At 50.2% G+C, this 16068-nt stretch carries 14 protein-coding genes and 3 pseudogenes; 8 read left to right on the top strand and 9 right to left on the bottom strand.

What is annotated here, in order from left to right:
• Nucleotides 1-2: 2 nt before the first annotated feature.
• The 5 genes from glsB to FQ015_RS04480 all read left to right on the top strand — a co-directional run bounded on the left by glsB (nt 3) and on the right by FQ015_RS04480 (nt 5635).
• Entirely contained in the window at nt 3-929 is a 927-nt protein-coding gene (gene glsB / locus FQ015_RS04460) for a glutaminase B (RefSeq protein ID WP_160523747.1), read from the top strand.
• Nucleotides 929-1288: a DUF4186 domain-containing protein gene (locus FQ015_RS04465; RefSeq protein WP_001191038.1), complete on the top strand. Its 360-nt coding sequence runs from the start codon at nt 929-931 to the stop codon at nt 1286-1288. Before glsB ends, FQ015_RS04465 begins: the two co-directional genes overlap by 1 nt.
• Before the next feature lie 138 nt (nt 1289-1426).
• Nucleotides 1427-2845 (top strand): sensor domain-containing diguanylate cyclase, encoded by a 1419-nt coding sequence (locus FQ015_RS04470; RefSeq protein WP_160523748.1) that lies wholly within the window; start codon nt 1427-1429, stop codon nt 2843-2845.
• 227 nt (nt 2846-3072) lie between these two features.
• Nucleotides 3073-4524, top strand: a complete 1452-nt coding sequence (uxaB, locus tag FQ015_RS04475; protein ID WP_160523749.1) for a tagaturonate reductase — start codon at nt 3073-3075, stop codon at nt 4522-4524.
• 196 nt (nt 4525-4720) lie between these two features.
• Nucleotides 4721-5635, top strand: a complete 915-nt coding sequence (locus tag FQ015_RS04480) for a bestrophin family protein (RefSeq protein ID WP_001353193.1) — start codon at nt 4721-4723, stop codon at nt 5633-5635.
• A gap of 3 nt (nt 5636-5638) precedes the next feature.
• On the opposite strand, the gene tam is transcribed toward FQ015_RS04480, so the two are convergent.
• The 3 genes and pseudogenes from tam to FQ015_RS24600 form a co-directional block, all read right to left on the bottom strand.
• Entirely contained in the window at nt 5639-6397 is a 759-nt protein-coding gene (tam, locus tag FQ015_RS04485) for a trans-aconitate 2-methyltransferase (RefSeq protein ID WP_160523750.1), read from the bottom strand.
• Between the two features lie 88 nt (nt 6398-6485).
• A pseudogene (locus FQ015_RS24500) lies at nt 6486-6596 on the bottom strand (hypothetical protein); the annotation flags it as partial.
• A pseudogene (locus FQ015_RS24600) lies at nt 6583-6672 on the bottom strand (helix-turn-helix domain-containing protein); the annotation flags it as partial. The pseudogenes FQ015_RS24600 and FQ015_RS24500, both read right to left, overlap by 14 nt.
• Before the next feature lie 7 nt (nt 6673-6679).
• Here FQ015_RS24600 and tnpA point away from each other — a divergent pair.
• Nucleotides 6680-7105: pseudogene (tnpA, locus tag FQ015_RS04500) on the top strand (IS200/IS605 family transposase); the annotation flags it as partial.
• A gap of 74 nt (nt 7106-7179) precedes the next feature.
• Here the strand turns inward: tnpA and lsrG are convergent.
• Genes lsrG through lsrA form a run of 6 tightly spaced genes read right to left on the bottom strand, consistent with a single transcriptional unit; the run spans nt 7180 to nt 12979 of the window.
• Complete coding sequence (lsrG, locus tag FQ015_RS04505; RefSeq protein ID WP_000558527.1) at nt 7180-7470, bottom strand: (4S)-4-hydroxy-5-phosphonooxypentane-2,3-dione isomerase; 291 nt, start codon at nt 7468-7470, stop codon at nt 7180-7182.
• 23 nt (nt 7471-7493) lie between these two features.
• A complete protein-coding gene (gene lsrF, locus FQ015_RS04510) occupies nt 7494-8369 on the bottom strand; it encodes a 3-hydroxy-5-phosphonooxypentane-2,4-dione thiolase (RefSeq protein ID WP_039021840.1) in 876 nt (291 codons plus the stop codon).
• A 26-nt stretch (nt 8370-8395) separates the two neighbouring features.
• Nucleotides 8396-9418 carry an autoinducer 2 ABC transporter substrate-binding protein LsrB gene (gene lsrB / locus FQ015_RS04515; protein ID WP_039021841.1) on the bottom strand — a complete coding sequence of 341 codons (1023 nt, stop codon included), beginning with the start codon at nt 9416-9418 and terminating at the stop codon, nt 8396-8398.
• 11 nt (nt 9419-9429) lie between these two features.
• Nucleotides 9430-10422 carry an autoinducer 2 ABC transporter permease LsrD gene (gene lsrD, locus FQ015_RS04520; RefSeq protein ID WP_039021842.1) on the bottom strand — a complete coding sequence of 331 codons (993 nt, stop codon included), beginning with the start codon at nt 10420-10422 and terminating at the stop codon, nt 9430-9432.
• Nucleotides 10422-11450 (bottom strand): autoinducer 2 ABC transporter permease LsrC, encoded by a 1029-nt coding sequence (gene lsrC / locus FQ015_RS04525; RefSeq protein ID WP_021552079.1) that lies wholly within the window; start codon nt 11448-11450, stop codon nt 10422-10424. The genes lsrD and lsrC overlap by 1 nt, the downstream gene beginning before the upstream one ends.
• Nucleotides 11444-12979 (bottom strand): autoinducer 2 ABC transporter ATP-binding protein LsrA, encoded by a 1536-nt coding sequence (lsrA, locus tag FQ015_RS04530; RefSeq protein ID WP_000958013.1) that lies wholly within the window; start codon nt 12977-12979, stop codon nt 11444-11446. Before lsrA ends, lsrC begins: the two co-directional genes overlap by 7 nt.
• Nucleotides 12980-13228: 249 nt before the next feature.
• Here lsrA and lsrR point away from each other — a divergent pair, with 249 nt between their 5' ends.
• The gene (gene lsrR / locus FQ015_RS04535) at nt 13229-14182 is read left to right on the top strand and encodes a transcriptional regulator LsrR (protein ID WP_160523751.1); all 954 of its coding nucleotides are present in this window, start codon (nt 13229-13231) and stop codon (nt 14180-14182) included.
• Between the two features lie 78 nt (nt 14183-14260).
• Entirely contained in the window at nt 14261-15853 is a 1593-nt protein-coding gene (lsrK, locus tag FQ015_RS04540; protein WP_160523752.1) for an autoinducer-2 kinase, read from the top strand.
• The last annotated feature ends 215 nt before the right edge of the window (nt 15854-16068 follow it).

Below are 16068 nucleotides of genomic sequence, written 5' to 3' on the forward strand. Positions count from 1 at the left end.
AAGTGGCAGTCGCCATGGATAATGCAATTTTAGAAAACATCTTGCGGCAAGTGCGGCCGCTCATTGGTCAGGGTAAAGTCGCGGATTATATTCCGGCGTTGGCTACGGTAGACGGTTCCCGGCTGGGCATTGCTATCTGTACCGTTGACGGACAGCTTTTTCAGGCCGGAGACGCACAAGAACGTTTTTCCATTCAGTCTATTTCCAAAGTGCTGAGTCTCGTTGTCGCCATGCGTCATTACTCCGAAGAGGAAATCTGGCAACGCGTCGGCAAAGATCCGTCTGGATCACCGTTCAATTCTTTAGTGCAACTGGAAATGGAGCAGGGTATTCCGCGTAATCCGTTTATTAATGCCGGTGCGCTGGTGGTCTGCGATATGTTGCAAGGGCGATTAAGCGCTCCTCGGCAACGTATGCTGGAAGTCGTGCGCGGCTTAAGCGGTGTGTCTGATATTTCCTACGATACGGTGGTAGCGCGTTCCGAATTTGAACACTCCGCGCGAAATGCGGCTATCGCCTGGCTGATGAAGTCGTTTGGCAATTTCCATCATGACGTGACAACCGTTCTGCAAAACTACTTTCATTACTGCGCTCTGAAAATGAGCTGTATAGAGCTGGCCCGGACGTTTGTCTTTCTGGCTAATCAGGGGAATGCTATTCATATTGATGAACCTGTGGTGACGCCAATGCAGGCGCGGCAAATTAACGCGCTGATGGCGACCAGTGGCATGTACCAGAATGCGGGGGAGTTTGCCTGGCGGGTGGGACTACCAGCGAAATCTGGCGTTGGTGGCGGTATTGTGGCGATTGTTCCGCATGAAATGGCCATCGCAGTCTGGAGCCCGGAACTGGATGATGCCGGTAACTCGCTTGCGGGCATTGCTGTCCTTGAACAATTGACGAAACAATTAGGGCGTTCGGTTTATTAATGCAGTCTCTCGATCCACTCTTCGCGCGTTTATCCCGTTCAAAATTTCGCTCTCGCTTTCGTTTGGGTGTGAAAGAGCGTCAGTATTGTCTGGAGAAAGGCGCGCCAGTCATCGAACAACATGCGGCGGATTTTGTCTCTAAACGTCTTGCTCCGGCATTACCGGCTAACGACGGTAAGCAAACCCCCATGCGCGGGCATCCGGTGTTTATCGCTCAGCACGCCACTGCAACCTGTTGTCGCGGTTGTCTGGCTAAGTGGCATAACATTCCGCAGGGTGTTTCGTTAAGCGAGGAACAACAACGTTATATCGTGTCGGTAATCTATCACTGGTTGGTTATACAGATGAATCAGCCATGATAATTGCGGAAAACGATAAAATAGCATTCCCAGGATATCTTTATTTGCCGCCGCTGTCAGCGAACATGCTATCCTTTATGAGAATTTACTTATTACGTTGAGATAATTGCCACCCGCAATTGTATGGACAGATAATTAATGCATGTACAGCCCATTTCAACTTTCCGTTTGTTCCAGGAAGGTCATCTGCTACGTAATAGCATCGCTATTTTTGTGCTAACCACGCTGTTCTATTTTATTGGTGCAGAGTTACGGCTGGTTCACGAACTTTCTCTTTTCTGGCCGCTGAATGGCGTAATGGCAGGGGTGTTTGCCCGCTATGTCTGGCTTAATCGACTGCGTTACTATGCGATCAGTTATGTGGCAATGCTGGTTTATGATGCCATAACCACCGAATGGGGGCTGGTTTCACTGGCTATCAATTTCTCCAATATGATGTTTATTGTTACCGTCGCCTTACTGGTCGCGCGGGATAAGCGTCTGGGGAAAAATAAGTACGAGCCAGTAAGTGCCTTACGGCTATTTAATTACTGTCTGATTGCCGCATTATTATGCGCTATTGTCGGGGCGATTGGTTCGGTCAGTATTGATAGTCTGGATTTCTGGCCTTTGCTTGCCGACTGGTTCAGTGAGCAATTCTCAACGGGCGTGTTGATCGTGCCTTGTATGCTGACGTTGGCAATTCCTGGAGTGCTGCCGCGCTTTAAAGCAGAACAGATGATGCCCGCTATCGCGCTTATTGTGTCGGTTGTTGCCTCGGTAGTCATTGGCGGAGCGGGGAGTCTGGCGTTCCCGCTGCCTGCATTAATCTGGTGTGCAGTGCGCTATACGCCGCAGGTAACATGTCTGTTGACCTTTGTCACCGGTGCGGTGGAAATCGTACTGGTGGCAAATTCGGTGATTGATATCTCGGTCGGTTCGCCGTTCTCTATTCCAGAAATGTTCTCCGCACGTCTCGGTATTGCCACGATGGCGATATGCCCAATTATGGTTTCTTTTAGCGTGGCAGCGATCAATTCGCTAATGAAGCAAGTTGCGCTGCGAGCCGACTTTGATTTTCTGACTCAGGTTTACTCACGGTCCGGTCTTTATGAGGCGCTGAAAAGTCCATCGCTGAAACAGACAAAACATCTGACTGTCATGCTGCTTGATATCGACTATTTCAAAAGCATTAACGATAACTATGGACATGAATGTGGCGATAAAGTGTTAAGCGTGTTTGCCCAGCATATTCAGAAGATTGTCGGTGATAAGGGGCTGGTGGCGCGAATGGGCGGCGAAGAATTTGCTGTTGCAGTGCCATCGGTGAATCCTGTCGATGGTCTGCTAATGGCGGAAAAAATCCGTAAAGGCGTTGAACTGCAACCGTTCACCTGGCAACAAAAAACGCTTTATCTCACGGTAAGTATTGGCGTCGGTAGTGGTTGCGCATCGTACCGAACGCTGACCGATGACTTTAATAAATTGATGGTCGAAGCCGATACATGTCTGTATCGCTCGAAGAAAGATGGGCGCAACCGTACCAGCACTATGCGTTACGGTGAGGAAGTTGTCTGACATCTTTATTCATGCAGAGTGATTTTAACGGAATGTGTTCTACCACTTTATTGAGCGAATAAAAGGCGTAGTTCCTCGATTAAACCATGATCCGCGCCACACTTTTCTCATAAAACTGCTCATTAATCATCAGGAGTTGATCAAAACAGGGGTTCGGCGTATTAAAGTTTGCTAACCTGTCGTACCAATTCAAACAGGTTGTATGACTAATCAGAAGGGAACCCATTGTGAAAACACTAAATCGTCGCGATTTTCCCGGTGCACAGTATCCAGAACGTATCATTCAGTTTGGTGAAGGTAACTTCCTGCGCGCCTTTGTTGACTGGCAAATCGATCTCCTGAATGAGCACACCGATCTGAATTCTGGCGTGGTCGTTGTTCGTCCGATTGAAACTTCATTCCCGCCGTCATTGAGCACGCAGGATGGTCTGTACACCACCATTATCCGTGGTTTGAATGAGAAGGGGGAGGCGGTCAGCGACGCGCGTCTGATTCGCTCGGTTAATCGTGAAATCAGCGTCTACAGTGAATACGATGAATTCCTGAAACTGGCGCACAACCCGGAAATACGCTTTGTTTTCTCTAACACCACCGAAGCGGGTATCAGCTACCATGCGGGCGATAAATTCGATGACGCGCCAGCGGTAAGTTATCCGGCAAAACTGACCCGTCTGCTGTTCGAACGCTTTAGCCATTTCAACGGAGCGCAGGATAAAGGTTGGATCATCATCCCATGTGAACTGATCGACTATAACGGCGATGCACTGCGTGAACTGGTGCTGCGCTACGCGCAAGAGTGGGCACTACCAGAAGCATTTATTCAATGGCTGGATCAGGCTAACAGCTTCTGTTCTACGCTGGTGGACCGTATCGTTACCGGTTATCCGCGTGATGAAGTGGCTAAACTGGAAGAAGAACTGGGTTATCACGATGGTTTCCTCGACACCGCTGAACACTTTTACCTGTTTGTGATTCAGGGGCCGAAATCCTTAGCGACTGAGCTGCGTCTGGACAAATATCCGCTCAACGTGCTGATTGTTGACGATATTAAACCGTATAAAGAGCGCAAAGTGGCAATCCTCAACGGTGCACACACGGCGCTGGTGCCGGTGGCGTTCCAGGCAGGGCTGGATACTGTAGGTGAAGCGATGAACGATGCTGAAATTTGTGCATTCGTTGAAAAAGCCATCTACGAAGAGATTATTCCGGTACTGGATTTGCCTCGTGATGAACTGGAATCTTTCGCTAGTGCAGTCACCGGACGTTTCCGTAATCCGTACATCAAGCATCAGCTGCTGTCTATCGCGCTTAACGGTATGACCAAGTTCCGCACCCGTATCCTGCCGCAGCTGCTGGCAGGGCAGAAGGCAAACGGCACACTTCCGGCGCGCCTTACTTTCGCATTAGCGGCATTGATTGCGTTTTATCGCGGTGAGCGTAACGGAGAAACATATCCGGTACAGGACGATGCCCACTGGCTGGAACGTTATCAGCAACTCTGGAGCCAGCATCGTGACCGTGTTATCGGCACCCAGGAACTGGTTGCTATTGTGTTGGCTGAAAAAGACCACTGGGAGCAGGACCTGACGCAAGTGCCAGGTCTGGTCGAGCAGGTTGCTAATGACCTGGATGCGATTCTCGAAAAAGGAATGCGCGAAGCTGTACGTCCGTTGTGCTAATACTCTGAACCCGGTTTCGACCGGGTTTCTTATTTCACTATATTAGTTACAACATCCTATGTGCCTTTATCATTAACAGGTGCCACATGCAGCACCTGTTAATGTTGTAAGCTTGTAGGTAATTTGTAAGTAGTGTCTTGAGAATGTGAGCGTAATCACGTTTAATAGGGCGACTTTTCCACGCCTGAAGATAACCATGATCGTTCGTCCACAACAACACTGGCTGCGCCGTATTTTTGTCTGGCACGGTTCAGTATTATCCAAGATATCCTCGCGCTTACTACTCAATTTTCTCTTTTCTATCGCTGTTATTTTCATGCTGCCCTGGTACACGCATCTGGGTATTAAATTTACCCTCGCACCATTCAGCATTCTCGGTGTCGCCATCGCCATTTTTCTTGGTTTTCGTAATAATGCCGGGTACGCCCGTTACGTTGAAGCGCGAAAACTTTGGGGGCAGTTGATGATTGCCTCTCGGTCGTTACTGCGCGAGGTAAAAACGACATTGCCGGATTCGGCAAGTGTAAGGGAGTTTGCACGGCTGCAAATCGCCTTCGCCCACTGTTTACGCATGACATTACGCAAACAACCACAGGCGGAAGTGCTGGCACATTATCTCAAGACTGAAGATCTTCAGCGTGTACTGGCTTCAAACACTCCAGCTAACCGTATTTTGTTGATAATGGGGGAGTGGTTGGCGGTTCAGCGACGCAATGGACAGCTTTCAGATATCCTGTTTATTAGCCTCAACGATCGGCTTAACGATATTTCAGCGGTTCTGGCAGGCTGCGAGCGCATTGCCTACACGCCAATTCCCTTTGCCTACACCCTGATTTTGCATCGTACCGTTTATCTGTTTTGTATCATGCTGCCGTTCGCGCTGGTCGTGGATCTGCATTACATGACGCCTTTTATCTCTGTGCTGATTTCCTACACTTTTATTTCGCTGGATTGTCTGGCGGAAGAACTGGAAGATCCCTTCGGTATTGAAAACAATGATTTACCGCTGGATGCCATCTGCAACGCTATTGAAATTGACCTGTTACAGATGAACGATGAAGCAGAAATTCCAGCAAAAATTCTTCCCGATCGTCATTACCAGCTGACGTAATATTTACTCCGTACGCCGGGCAACAATAAACAGACGCGGAAATGCCAGCAGTATCTCTCCGTTCTCTTGCAGTGGATACTGCTCTTCCAGCATCTGATGGTAGCGCGTAAGAAAATGCTGCTGTTCGCTCTCGGTCAGATCCTGTAACCACGGACGTAATCCAGTGGCGGTCACCCAGTCAATAATCGCCTGGTGCGACGGCATCTGGTGATAGTAAGTGGTTCGCCAGATATCGACCTCACATCCGGCTTCGCTCAAAATATCGTAGTAAGCATGAACGCCAGCCAGCGGCTCACGCCCGCGATCCGGATAATTTTGTTCCCAGGCGACTTCGCGCATGAGCACATGGGTTGGCTCTAGCCAGTTATCTGGCATCTGTACTGCCAACACACCATGCGAATTAAGTAAAGAAACCAGATGAGGGAACAATTCGTAGTGGTCGGGCAGCCATTGCAGTGAGGCATTAGCAAAAATCAGATCGAGTGCCTGTTCCGGTTGCCAGTTGCGGATGTCTGCTTCCACGAACTGGCAGTCTGGCAAAGCACTGCGCGCTTCAGCAATCATCGCCGGAGACGAGTCGATGCCTGTTATCCAGGCCGCAGGCCAACGTTGATGCAGCAGGGCGGTGCTGTTACCTGGGCCACAGCCAAGATCGGCAACGTATTCGATATTCTCCAGCGGCACTCTGGCAAGCAGCTCCACCGCCGGACGCGATCGTTCAGCGGCAAAGTGCAGATATAAAGAGGGGTTCCAGTCAGACATATTTTTACTCCCGTCAGCGCGTTACCCCTAGTGTAGATAAAACTGTTGACATCCTCCACGCCCTGAAGGACGTGGATCCCTGCTACGTTCAGGCTGTCGCCTGAATCATTTCGGTGGGTTCCTGCTTCAACGGGCGGCCTGACTGCACCATCCCTCCACAGGCAAGAACGGCGTGCCCCGCCGCTAAAACGACATGCGCCTGCGAAGCGCCTCATTTCACGCTCCTGTTGACCACCGGGTCTTAACTGGAATTTAAATGCCTGTAGTCGTTTCACAGGTCAAATTATATTTTGGTCTGTGAAAAAAGAAACCGATATCCGGCGTGGAAGGCATTGTGTTTTCCTGATGCATGTTCACCTGGTCTTTGTCACCAAATACCGACGCCAGATTTTTGACCATGACGCGACAGAAAAACTACGCACTTACTTTTCAAATGTATGTGCTGATTTTGAAGCTGAACTGGTTGAAATGGATGGCGAACCAGATCACGTCCATTTGTTAATTAACTATCCTCCCAAACTGGCGATATCCAGTCTGGTAAACAGCCTCAAAGGCGTATCGGGTAGGTTACTGCGACGAGATCGACCAGATATTGCAGTCAGGTATTACTACAAAGGCGTTTTGTGGAGTCCAGGCTATTTTGCCAGTAGCTGCGGAGGTGCGCCAATATCCGTCATCCGCCAATACATTGAACAACAGCAAACACCTTGTCAGGTGGAAAACCGCGCCTTATATCCCCGCCCTGAAGGACGGGGTTTTACGGCGCACCGGATAAATTCGACTCACGGCATCAACCCATTGAACAGACGTTTTTTACGCGGCCCGGTCATTAAAGATTCCAGTTTTGCGACACAGGTTTTGTAGTGGGGCGTGGTTTTATGGAACGCCACTGCGTCTTCATCTTTATAGGCTTCGTAGATATAAAAGCGCGAATTCACTTCCGGGTCCTGTAAGACATCGAAGCGCAAATTGCCTTCTTCCTGTACCGAGCCCAGGTGGTTCTGGCGAAAAACTTCGATAAACTCGTCAACCTTGTCTTCATGAACGTTAATTTCAACCAGTGTGACGTGCATAATTCTTCTCCTTAAATCCGCAGTTACTGTTTTTCACTCAGATAGAGTTCATATGCCCGATCAACCGTTTCGTTATGGTGTACCACCCCCTGTACGGCTTTCATCATCGCCACCGGATGGTCAGACTGGAAAATATTACGCCCCATATCCACACCAGAAGCGCCCTGATCGATAGCCTGCCAGCACATTTCCAGCGCCTCGCGCTCCGGTAATTTTTTACCGCCAGCAATAACAATGGGTACCGGACATCCGGCAACAATCCGTTCAAAACCTTTATCGACATAATAAGTTTTGATAATCTGCGCCCCCATTTCAGCGGCGATTCGGGTAGCCAGCGAGAAATAACGCTGATCGCGCACCATATCTTTGCCCACGCCAGTGACTGCCATGGTCGGCATTCCCACTTTCATTCCGGCATCGACCAGTTGAATAATATTTTTAATCGACTGATGTTCATATTCACTGCCGATATAAACCTGCGCCGCCACCGCGCAACTGTTCAGGCGCACGGCGTCATCCATCGATAACGCCACGGCTTCATTACTTAATTCCGCCAGAATAGAGTTCGCACCAGACGCCCGCAGTACTACCGGCTTATTGGTCGCCGGGGGGACTACGCTGCGCAAAATGCCGCGCGTACACATTAATACATCGGCATGTTCAAACAGCGGGGCGATATTTATATCAATGCGTTCAAGTCCGGTAGTCGGCCCCTGAAAATAACCATGGTCAAAGGCCAGCATCACGGTTTTACCCGTTTTCGGATTAAATATCCGTGATAAGCGTGACTGCATTCCCCAATCCAGCGCACCGCAACCTTTCAGGGTAAAAGGGATATTTTGTTGCGGTTGATCGGTGCGAAAATCTTTACCATCTTTAATATCGTCTAAATCTGCCATAACGTACTCCGGTTAAGTAATGCACATCAGAAATCGTATTTGCCGATATTCTCTTTGTTGAATATCACGCGCTCCGGTAACAGTACGATGCCATTACCATCCGCTTCGTAGTCATAGCCCTGAACGCTGTTTGGCGAGACTTCAACCTGACCTACGCCCTGAATATTCAGCTTGTCGCCCGTTTTCATTGATCCTTTTTTCAATAATGCATCCGCGACATAAACTGAAATTTTGCCTTGCTGAACCACATCCCACAGGCCAAATTCTTTCACCGTGCCGCGCTCTACATACGGACGCATCACGTTTGGCGTACTGAATCCGACAATCGCAACTTTGTCATTTTTCAGGTTTTCTGCGGCTTGTGCGGCAGCGGGCAGGGCGTTGGCGTCCGGGGCGATAATGGCGTCGAGATCGCTATAGGCTTTTAATATTCCTTCTGCGGTTTGTAACGATTTAGTGGCATCGTTATAGCCAAACTGCGTAGTGACAATTTCCCAGCCTGGATGGTCTTTGGCGATTTTCGCTTTCGCCTCTTTCACCCACTGGTTTTGGTCCGTAACGGTGGGGCTTGAGTAGAAAAACGCGACTTTGGCTTTGTCTTTATTCACCTGACGCGCCGCCATATCCACCAACATACCACCCAACTGGGCGGGCGTTCCCTGATTAATGTAGTAAGAGCGGCACTCCGGTTTGGTATCAGAGTCCCAGGTCAGCACTCTCACGCCACGTTGCATGGCGCGTTTCAGTGCCGGACACAAGCCATCAGGCGAAACCGCAGAAACGATAATGGCGTTATACCCCTGATTGACAAAGTTATTAATCAACTGTACCTGACCAGAAACACTGGGTTCTGTCGGCCCGTCGTAGGTCACATCAACGCCCAGCTCTTTACCAGCTTGTTGTGCGCCGTTGCCACCGCTGGTAAAAAATCCCACGCCAACCAGTTTGGGAATAAAAGCAATACGCTCTGCGGCCTGTACATTCACAGAAATTGCGGCAATGCCAAGAGCGCTAAGTAAGGCGATTTTCTTAAAGCGATGAAGTGTCATGAAGATATCCTTTATGGCAATGGGTTATTGGCCCGACGCGCCAGCCACTCTTTAATTTGCTGGCGATGCAGGCTAACGGAACGACCTACGACAACGACGATAAGCAGCGCACCGGAAAGGGCGCTGGACACCTGATTTGGCACTCCTGCCATTTGCAAACCTTGTTGCAAATATCCCACTAGTAAAACCGCAATGGCGGTGCCGATAATGGAACCGGAACCACCATAAATATTGGCACCGCCAAGCACCACGGCGGTGATGGCGGGCATCAGAAACGACGCACCGAGATCGGAACGTGCTGAACCAAAATACGATACCAGCAGCACAGCGGCGACCGCAGACGCCAGCCCCGTCATGGCATAGAGCGCACATAAGGTGCGGTTAACTTTAATCGCGCTATAAAGCGCCACGCGCGGGCTTTGCCCAATCAAAAACACATTACGTCCGGCATGGGTTTTATGCAGCCAGAGCCAGAAAACGAGGAGACATATCAGAAAGATAATCAGCGGAACGGGGAGTCCCAGCACATCCAGGTTAGCGAAATCTGTAAACGCCATCGGGAATCCACCAATACCTTCGTACCCCGTCGCCCCAGCCATCCCGGAAAGCAGCAGGGCGCTTCCAGCAAACAGATACAGCGTGCCAAGCGTAATCACCAGCGGGTTAACTTTGGTATAGATAATTAATCCGGCGTTAATCAGACCGCACAATGCGCCGAGCAGTAACGTCAGGATAATCGCCAGCGGCATTGGCACGCCGCCTTGAAACAACACACCCAATGCGATGGCGCACAGGCCGATAGTCGAACCAAACGAAATATCGATCCCGCCACTGACAATCACCATCGTCAGCGGTAGGGCGACAATGCCAATGCAGATAAAGTCACTGGTGCTGAACAGCAACATATTGAGATCTAACATCCGCGGGTTAATTGCACCAAATGCGACAATCTCAATAACGAGCAGTGCGGCAAGAGCTAGTTCCCAACCGTAGCGAATACGCATTACGCGGCCTCCCGTTTTTTACCTGACGAAGCGGGTTTAACGGATGGCGGTGGCGTCATAAAGCGGGCATATTTTTGCCGCCGTAGATTACGTTCCAGCGCACAACGCAGGCGTCCATCAAACACCAGCACCGCCAGCAGAACCAGGCCCGCGATAAAATCATTCCACCATGCCGGAATGCGCAACAGCACCAGTACACTATCGATCTGCGTCAGGAACCATGCGCCGAGTACCGCACCGATGATCGCACCGGAACCGCCGAGCAAACTAATACCGCCCAGCACGCAGGCTGCAATCGCTTTCATCTCCAGCCCGGTACCGGTCTGGTTGGGAATAAAACCGATCTGCGAAGCAAACACAATCCCCGCCAGTGCCGCCATGCAGCCGTTCAACGAAAATGCCACAATCCTAATGGCTTCCGTACGAACGCCCAGTTGACGAGCGCCCTGCAAATTATCGCCCGTGGCATAAAAACTGCGTCCAAACGCCGTCTTCGCCAGCAGCCAGGCCATAAATGCCACCAGAATTATCGTCAACCAACCAATTGCTGAAACGCCAAACAGCAGCGGGGCGGAGAGTTGTTTCAGTTCGGCGGGTAACCCCTCAATCCATTTACCGCCAGTCCACAGCAACATGATGCCCCTGTACAATCCTAATGTACCGAGCGTGGCAACAATGGCAGGGATCTTTAGCCACGCGACCAGTACACCGTTGAAAAATCCCGCGAGCAAACCAAGCAGTAAAGTCGCGACACAAGCAACAGGTAGTGAATACCCCGCGTTCAGTAACATTCCCAACAGCACTGCGCACATTCCGGTAATCGAACCCACTGAAACATCAATATTGCGTGTCAGCATCACCAGCGTCGCGCCCATTGCCAGCAGGATCAGGATTTGCGCGCTGCTATAAACCATGGTCAGCGTTTGCATACTTAAATACTGGCGGTCGAGAAAACCGGGTAATACAAACAGCAACACCACCGCCAGCAGTGCCGTGATTTCACGGTTGTTCTGGATAAACTTCAGCATGATGCCTCCTGACGCTGACTATCGCCGAAGGCAACGCGCATAATGGTCTCGACATTAATATCGCGTCCGGTCAGTGCAGAGTGGGCAATTTCGCCCTGATGCATCACATATACGCGATCTGCCATCAGTTCGATCTCTTCCAGATCAGAGGAGATAAGCAGCACAGCCACATTTTGTGCGGCGATGCTGCGCAACAGCTGGTAGATATCATTACGGGCCGAGACATCCACGCCGCGCGTCGGCTCATCGACAATCAAAACTTGCGGCGAAGCTTCCAGACATTTGGCAATCAGGATTTTTTGCTGGTTGCCGCCGGATAAGGTCCGCGCAGCTTGTTCCGGTTGGTTAAATTTAATATTCAGAGCCCGACGATAACGTTCCAGTGTGGCGTTATCTTTCGCGGTTTTCGCCCAGAATCCACGAAGGTTATGAGTAAGGGCGCAGACATTCCAGGCCAGCGAAGCATCGAGATTCAGTCCGGATGACTGGCGATCTTCCGGCAGATAAACCAGACCGCGCAGTAAACGTTCTCCAGTGGATAATCTATTGATCTCTTTACCATTCAGCATAATGCGTCCGCCACGCAAAGTACGCAGACCATAGAGCGTCTCGGCCAGTTCTGTGCGTCCGGCCCCCACCAGCCCAGCCAGACCCAGAATTTCTCCGGCATTAAGCGTCAAGCTGACATTCATAAAACCTTCGCCGGTCAGGTTTTCCAGTGTCAGCACCGGCGTTCCGGCGGCATGTTGTGGACGGTTGCCAGGTAACTCCAGCCATAATTTTTGGCTGGCAGAGAGCGATTTTTCCCGTAGCGCTGGCGTGATGGCCTGAATAATGTCGTCGGTAGACAGTTCGCTGGTTTTGCCGCTTAAGGCGATGGTTCCGTCGCGCATCACGCTAATTCGATCGGCAATCTGGCGAATTTCCGGCAGCTTATGCGAGATAAAAACAATACCCACGCCAGTAGCAAGCAACTCTTGCAAGCGACTAAACAAACGTTCGGTTTCGGCGGGGGTAAGCGAGGCGGTAGGTTCATCGAGGATCAGAATCCGCGAGTCGCGCATCAGCCCGCGGAGGATTTCCACCATTTGGCGATCGGCGACATCCAGCGATCCTGCCAGACTATGCAGATCAAACTGGCAGCCCAGCGCCGCCAGCAAGTTCTTCAGTTTCTGCATGGAGAGCTGTTTTTTTGCCAGCCCAAACAGAATGTTTTCTTTTATCGACAGGCTTGGGAAAAGCAGCGGTTCCTGGGGAACGAGATAAATACCCAACTGATGAGCATGAACTGGCGTTAATCTGGTGTAGTTGTTGCCCCCAATCTCCAGCGTACCGCTATCAGCAGGGGTAATACCGGCAATGATCTTCATTAACGTCGATTTACCGGCACCATTGCCGCCAAGCAGGGCGTGGACTTCCCCCTGATGCAACGTAAAATCGATGCCTTTCAGGACATTAACCCCTGAATACTGTTTATAAACCGAGCGGGCGCAAAGTAGCGGTAACGCGCGGGTATCACTCGTTAGCATGTTTCCCCCGTTCAGTTTTGCAGGTGAGTTTTGAACAAATGTATTTCTGCTTTCAATTTGTTCATAAACCTTAGGTGGACATTGCACATATTTCCGACGAATAGATCACAATTTATGCTATTTTGATTTTCACGGTTGCGTTTGTTCATGCTCGTAGAGTCAAACTGTGGTTGCTATCACAGATATAAATGCGCAAGAACTGAACAATTGCATTAAAGATTTAAATATGTTCAAAGTGAAGAATGAATTATGACAATCAACGATTCGGCAATTTCAGAACAGGGAATGTGTGAAGAAGAACAGGTCGCGCGGATCGCGTGGTTTTACTATCACGACGGGCTGACCCAGAGCGAGATCAGCGAGCGTCTCGGGCTGACTCGCTTGAAAGTGTCGCGATTACTGGAAAAAGGGCATCAGTCCGGCATTATTCGCGTGCAGATTAATTCTCGCTTTGAAGGCTGTCTGGAATATGAAACTCAATTACGTTGTCAGTTTTCGCTGCAACATGTCCGGGTGATCCCTGGGCTTGCGGATGCTGATGTCGGCGGGCGACTAGGGATAGGCGCGGCGCATATGTTGATGAGTTTACTTCAACCACAACAGATGCTGGCGATTGGTTTTGGCGAGGCAACCATGAATACGCTGCAACGCTTAAGTGGTTTTATTTCGTCGCAGCAAATTCGCCTGGTCACGCTCTCCGGTGGCGTCGGTTCTTATATGACGGGTATCGGGCAGCTTAATGCGGCGTGCAGTGTGAATATTATTCCGGCTCCGCTGCGGGCATCCTCCGCTGACATTGCCCATACGCTAAAAAATGAAAATTGCGTCAAAGATGTTCTGTTAGCCGCACAAGCTGCGGATGTGGCGATTGTCGGCATTGGGGCCGTGAGTCAACAAGACGACGCGACGATCATTCGCTCCGGTTATATCAGTCAGGGCGAACAGTTAATGATTGGCCGAAAAGGGGCGGTTGGCGACATTTTAGGCTACTTTTTTGATGCAAAAGGTGACGTTGTCACGGATATTAAAATACATAACGAACTGATTGGCTTACCTTTAAGCGCGCTGAAGACCATTCCCGTCCGGGTTGGCGTGGCAGGGGGAGAAAATAAAGCCGAAGCCATTGCCGCTGCAATGAAAGGCGGCTATATCAACGCACTGGTTACCGATCAGGACACAGCAGCGGCGATTTTACGTGGTTAAATTTGCATGACCTTATTACCGGGAATGATGGAGAACGTATAGAGGAACAGACAGAACGCATAAGCCGAGGACAATCTAATGGCTCGACTCTTTACCCCTTCAGAATCAAAGTACTACCTGATGGCGCTGGATGCAGGCACCGGAAGTATTCGGGCTGTGATATTCGACCTGGAAGGCAATCAAATAGCAGTGGGACAGGCGGAGTGGCGGCATCTGGCAGTACCGGACGTTCCTGGTTCTATGGAATTTGATCTCAACAAAAACTGGCAACTGGCATGTGAGTGTATGCGCCAGGCGCTGCACAACGCCGGCATAGCCCCGGAGTATATCGCTGCCGTTTCGGCATGTTCGATGCGCGAAGGCATTGTTTTATATAACAATGAAGGAACACCGATCTGGGCCTGCGCCAATGTGGATTCCAGAGCGGCGCGCGAAGTTAGCGAACTTAAAGAACTATACAACAATACCTTTGAAAACGAAGTTTATCGCGCCACCGGACAAACGCTGGCTTTAAGCGCTATTCCCAGATTACTTTGGCTGGCGCACCATCGTTCTGATATCTACCGACAGGCGTCGACCATCACCATGATCAGCGACTGGCTGGCCTATATGCTCAGCGGTGAACTGGCGGTGGATCCCTCTAACGCTGGCACCACGGGACTTCTTGATCTAACCACCCGTGACTGGAAACCTGCATTGCTGGATATGGCCGGACTGCGGGCCGATATTCTTTCTCCTGTCAAAGAAACCGGCACATTGCTGGGCGTGGTAAGTTCACAAGCGGCGGAACTCTGCGGTCTGAAGGCGGGCACTCCGGTGGTCGTTGGAGGAGGCGACGTGCAACTTGGTTGCCTGGGGTTAGGCGTTGTCCGTCCGGCACAAACCGCTGTTCTTGGCGGTACATTCTGGCAGCAAGTTGTAAACTTAGCCGCGCCGGTGACAGACCCAGAAATGAACGTGCGCGTTAATCCTCATGTTATTCCTGGCATGGTACAAGCTGAATCTATAAGCTTTTTTACCGGACTCACCATGCGCTGGTTCCGCGATGCTTTCTGTGCCGAAGAAAAACTGATTGCCGAACGTTTAGGCATCGACACCTATACGTTGCTTGAAGAGATGGCAAGTCGTGTGCCGCCTGGGTCGTGGGGCGTAATGCCGATATTCTCCGACAGAATGCGCTTTAAAACCTGGTATCACGCTGCGCCTTCCTTTATTAATTTGTCTATTGATCCGGATAAATGTAACAAAGCGACATTGTTCCGTGCGCTGGAAGAAAATGCGGCGATTGTATCAGCGTGTAACTTGCAGCAAATCGCTGATTTCTCGAATATTCATCCTTCATCGTTAGTCTTTGCAGGCGGAGGTTCAAAAGGGAAATTATGGAGTCAAATTCTCGCTGATGTCTCGGGATTACCCGTCAATATTCCGGTGGTCAAAGAAGCCACCGCATTAGGATGTGCCATTGCAGCTGGCGTCGGTGCCGGAATTTTTTCATCAATGGCAGAAACCGGAGAACGCCTGGTTCGCTGGGAACGGACGCACACACCAGACCCGGAAAAGCATGAACTTTATCAGGATTCACGCGATAAGTGGCAGGCAGTTTATCAGGATCAGCTGGGGCTGGTTGATCATGGACTGACGACGTCGTTATGGAAAGCGCCTGGGTTATAGTTTCATTGACAGCCACATCATGATGACTGTGGCTGTTAGTTTTTGAGTATTGGCATTCTTATTTCCCTTCTTTAGAGCTGGCTTGTTAAATGCCAGCTTGCAGATTCATCGTTCCATCACCAGTACTATATTCAAGGGAAAATTGCTATTTTTCTTAAAGCATTAAGCATAACCCTTATTTTATAGCGAATATTCCTAAAGGCATTAATGGATGA

The organism is Escherichia sp. HH26CH, assembly GCF_009820205.1.
Lineage (GTDB): Bacteria > Pseudomonadota > Gammaproteobacteria > Enterobacterales > Enterobacteriaceae > Escherichia > Escherichia coli_F.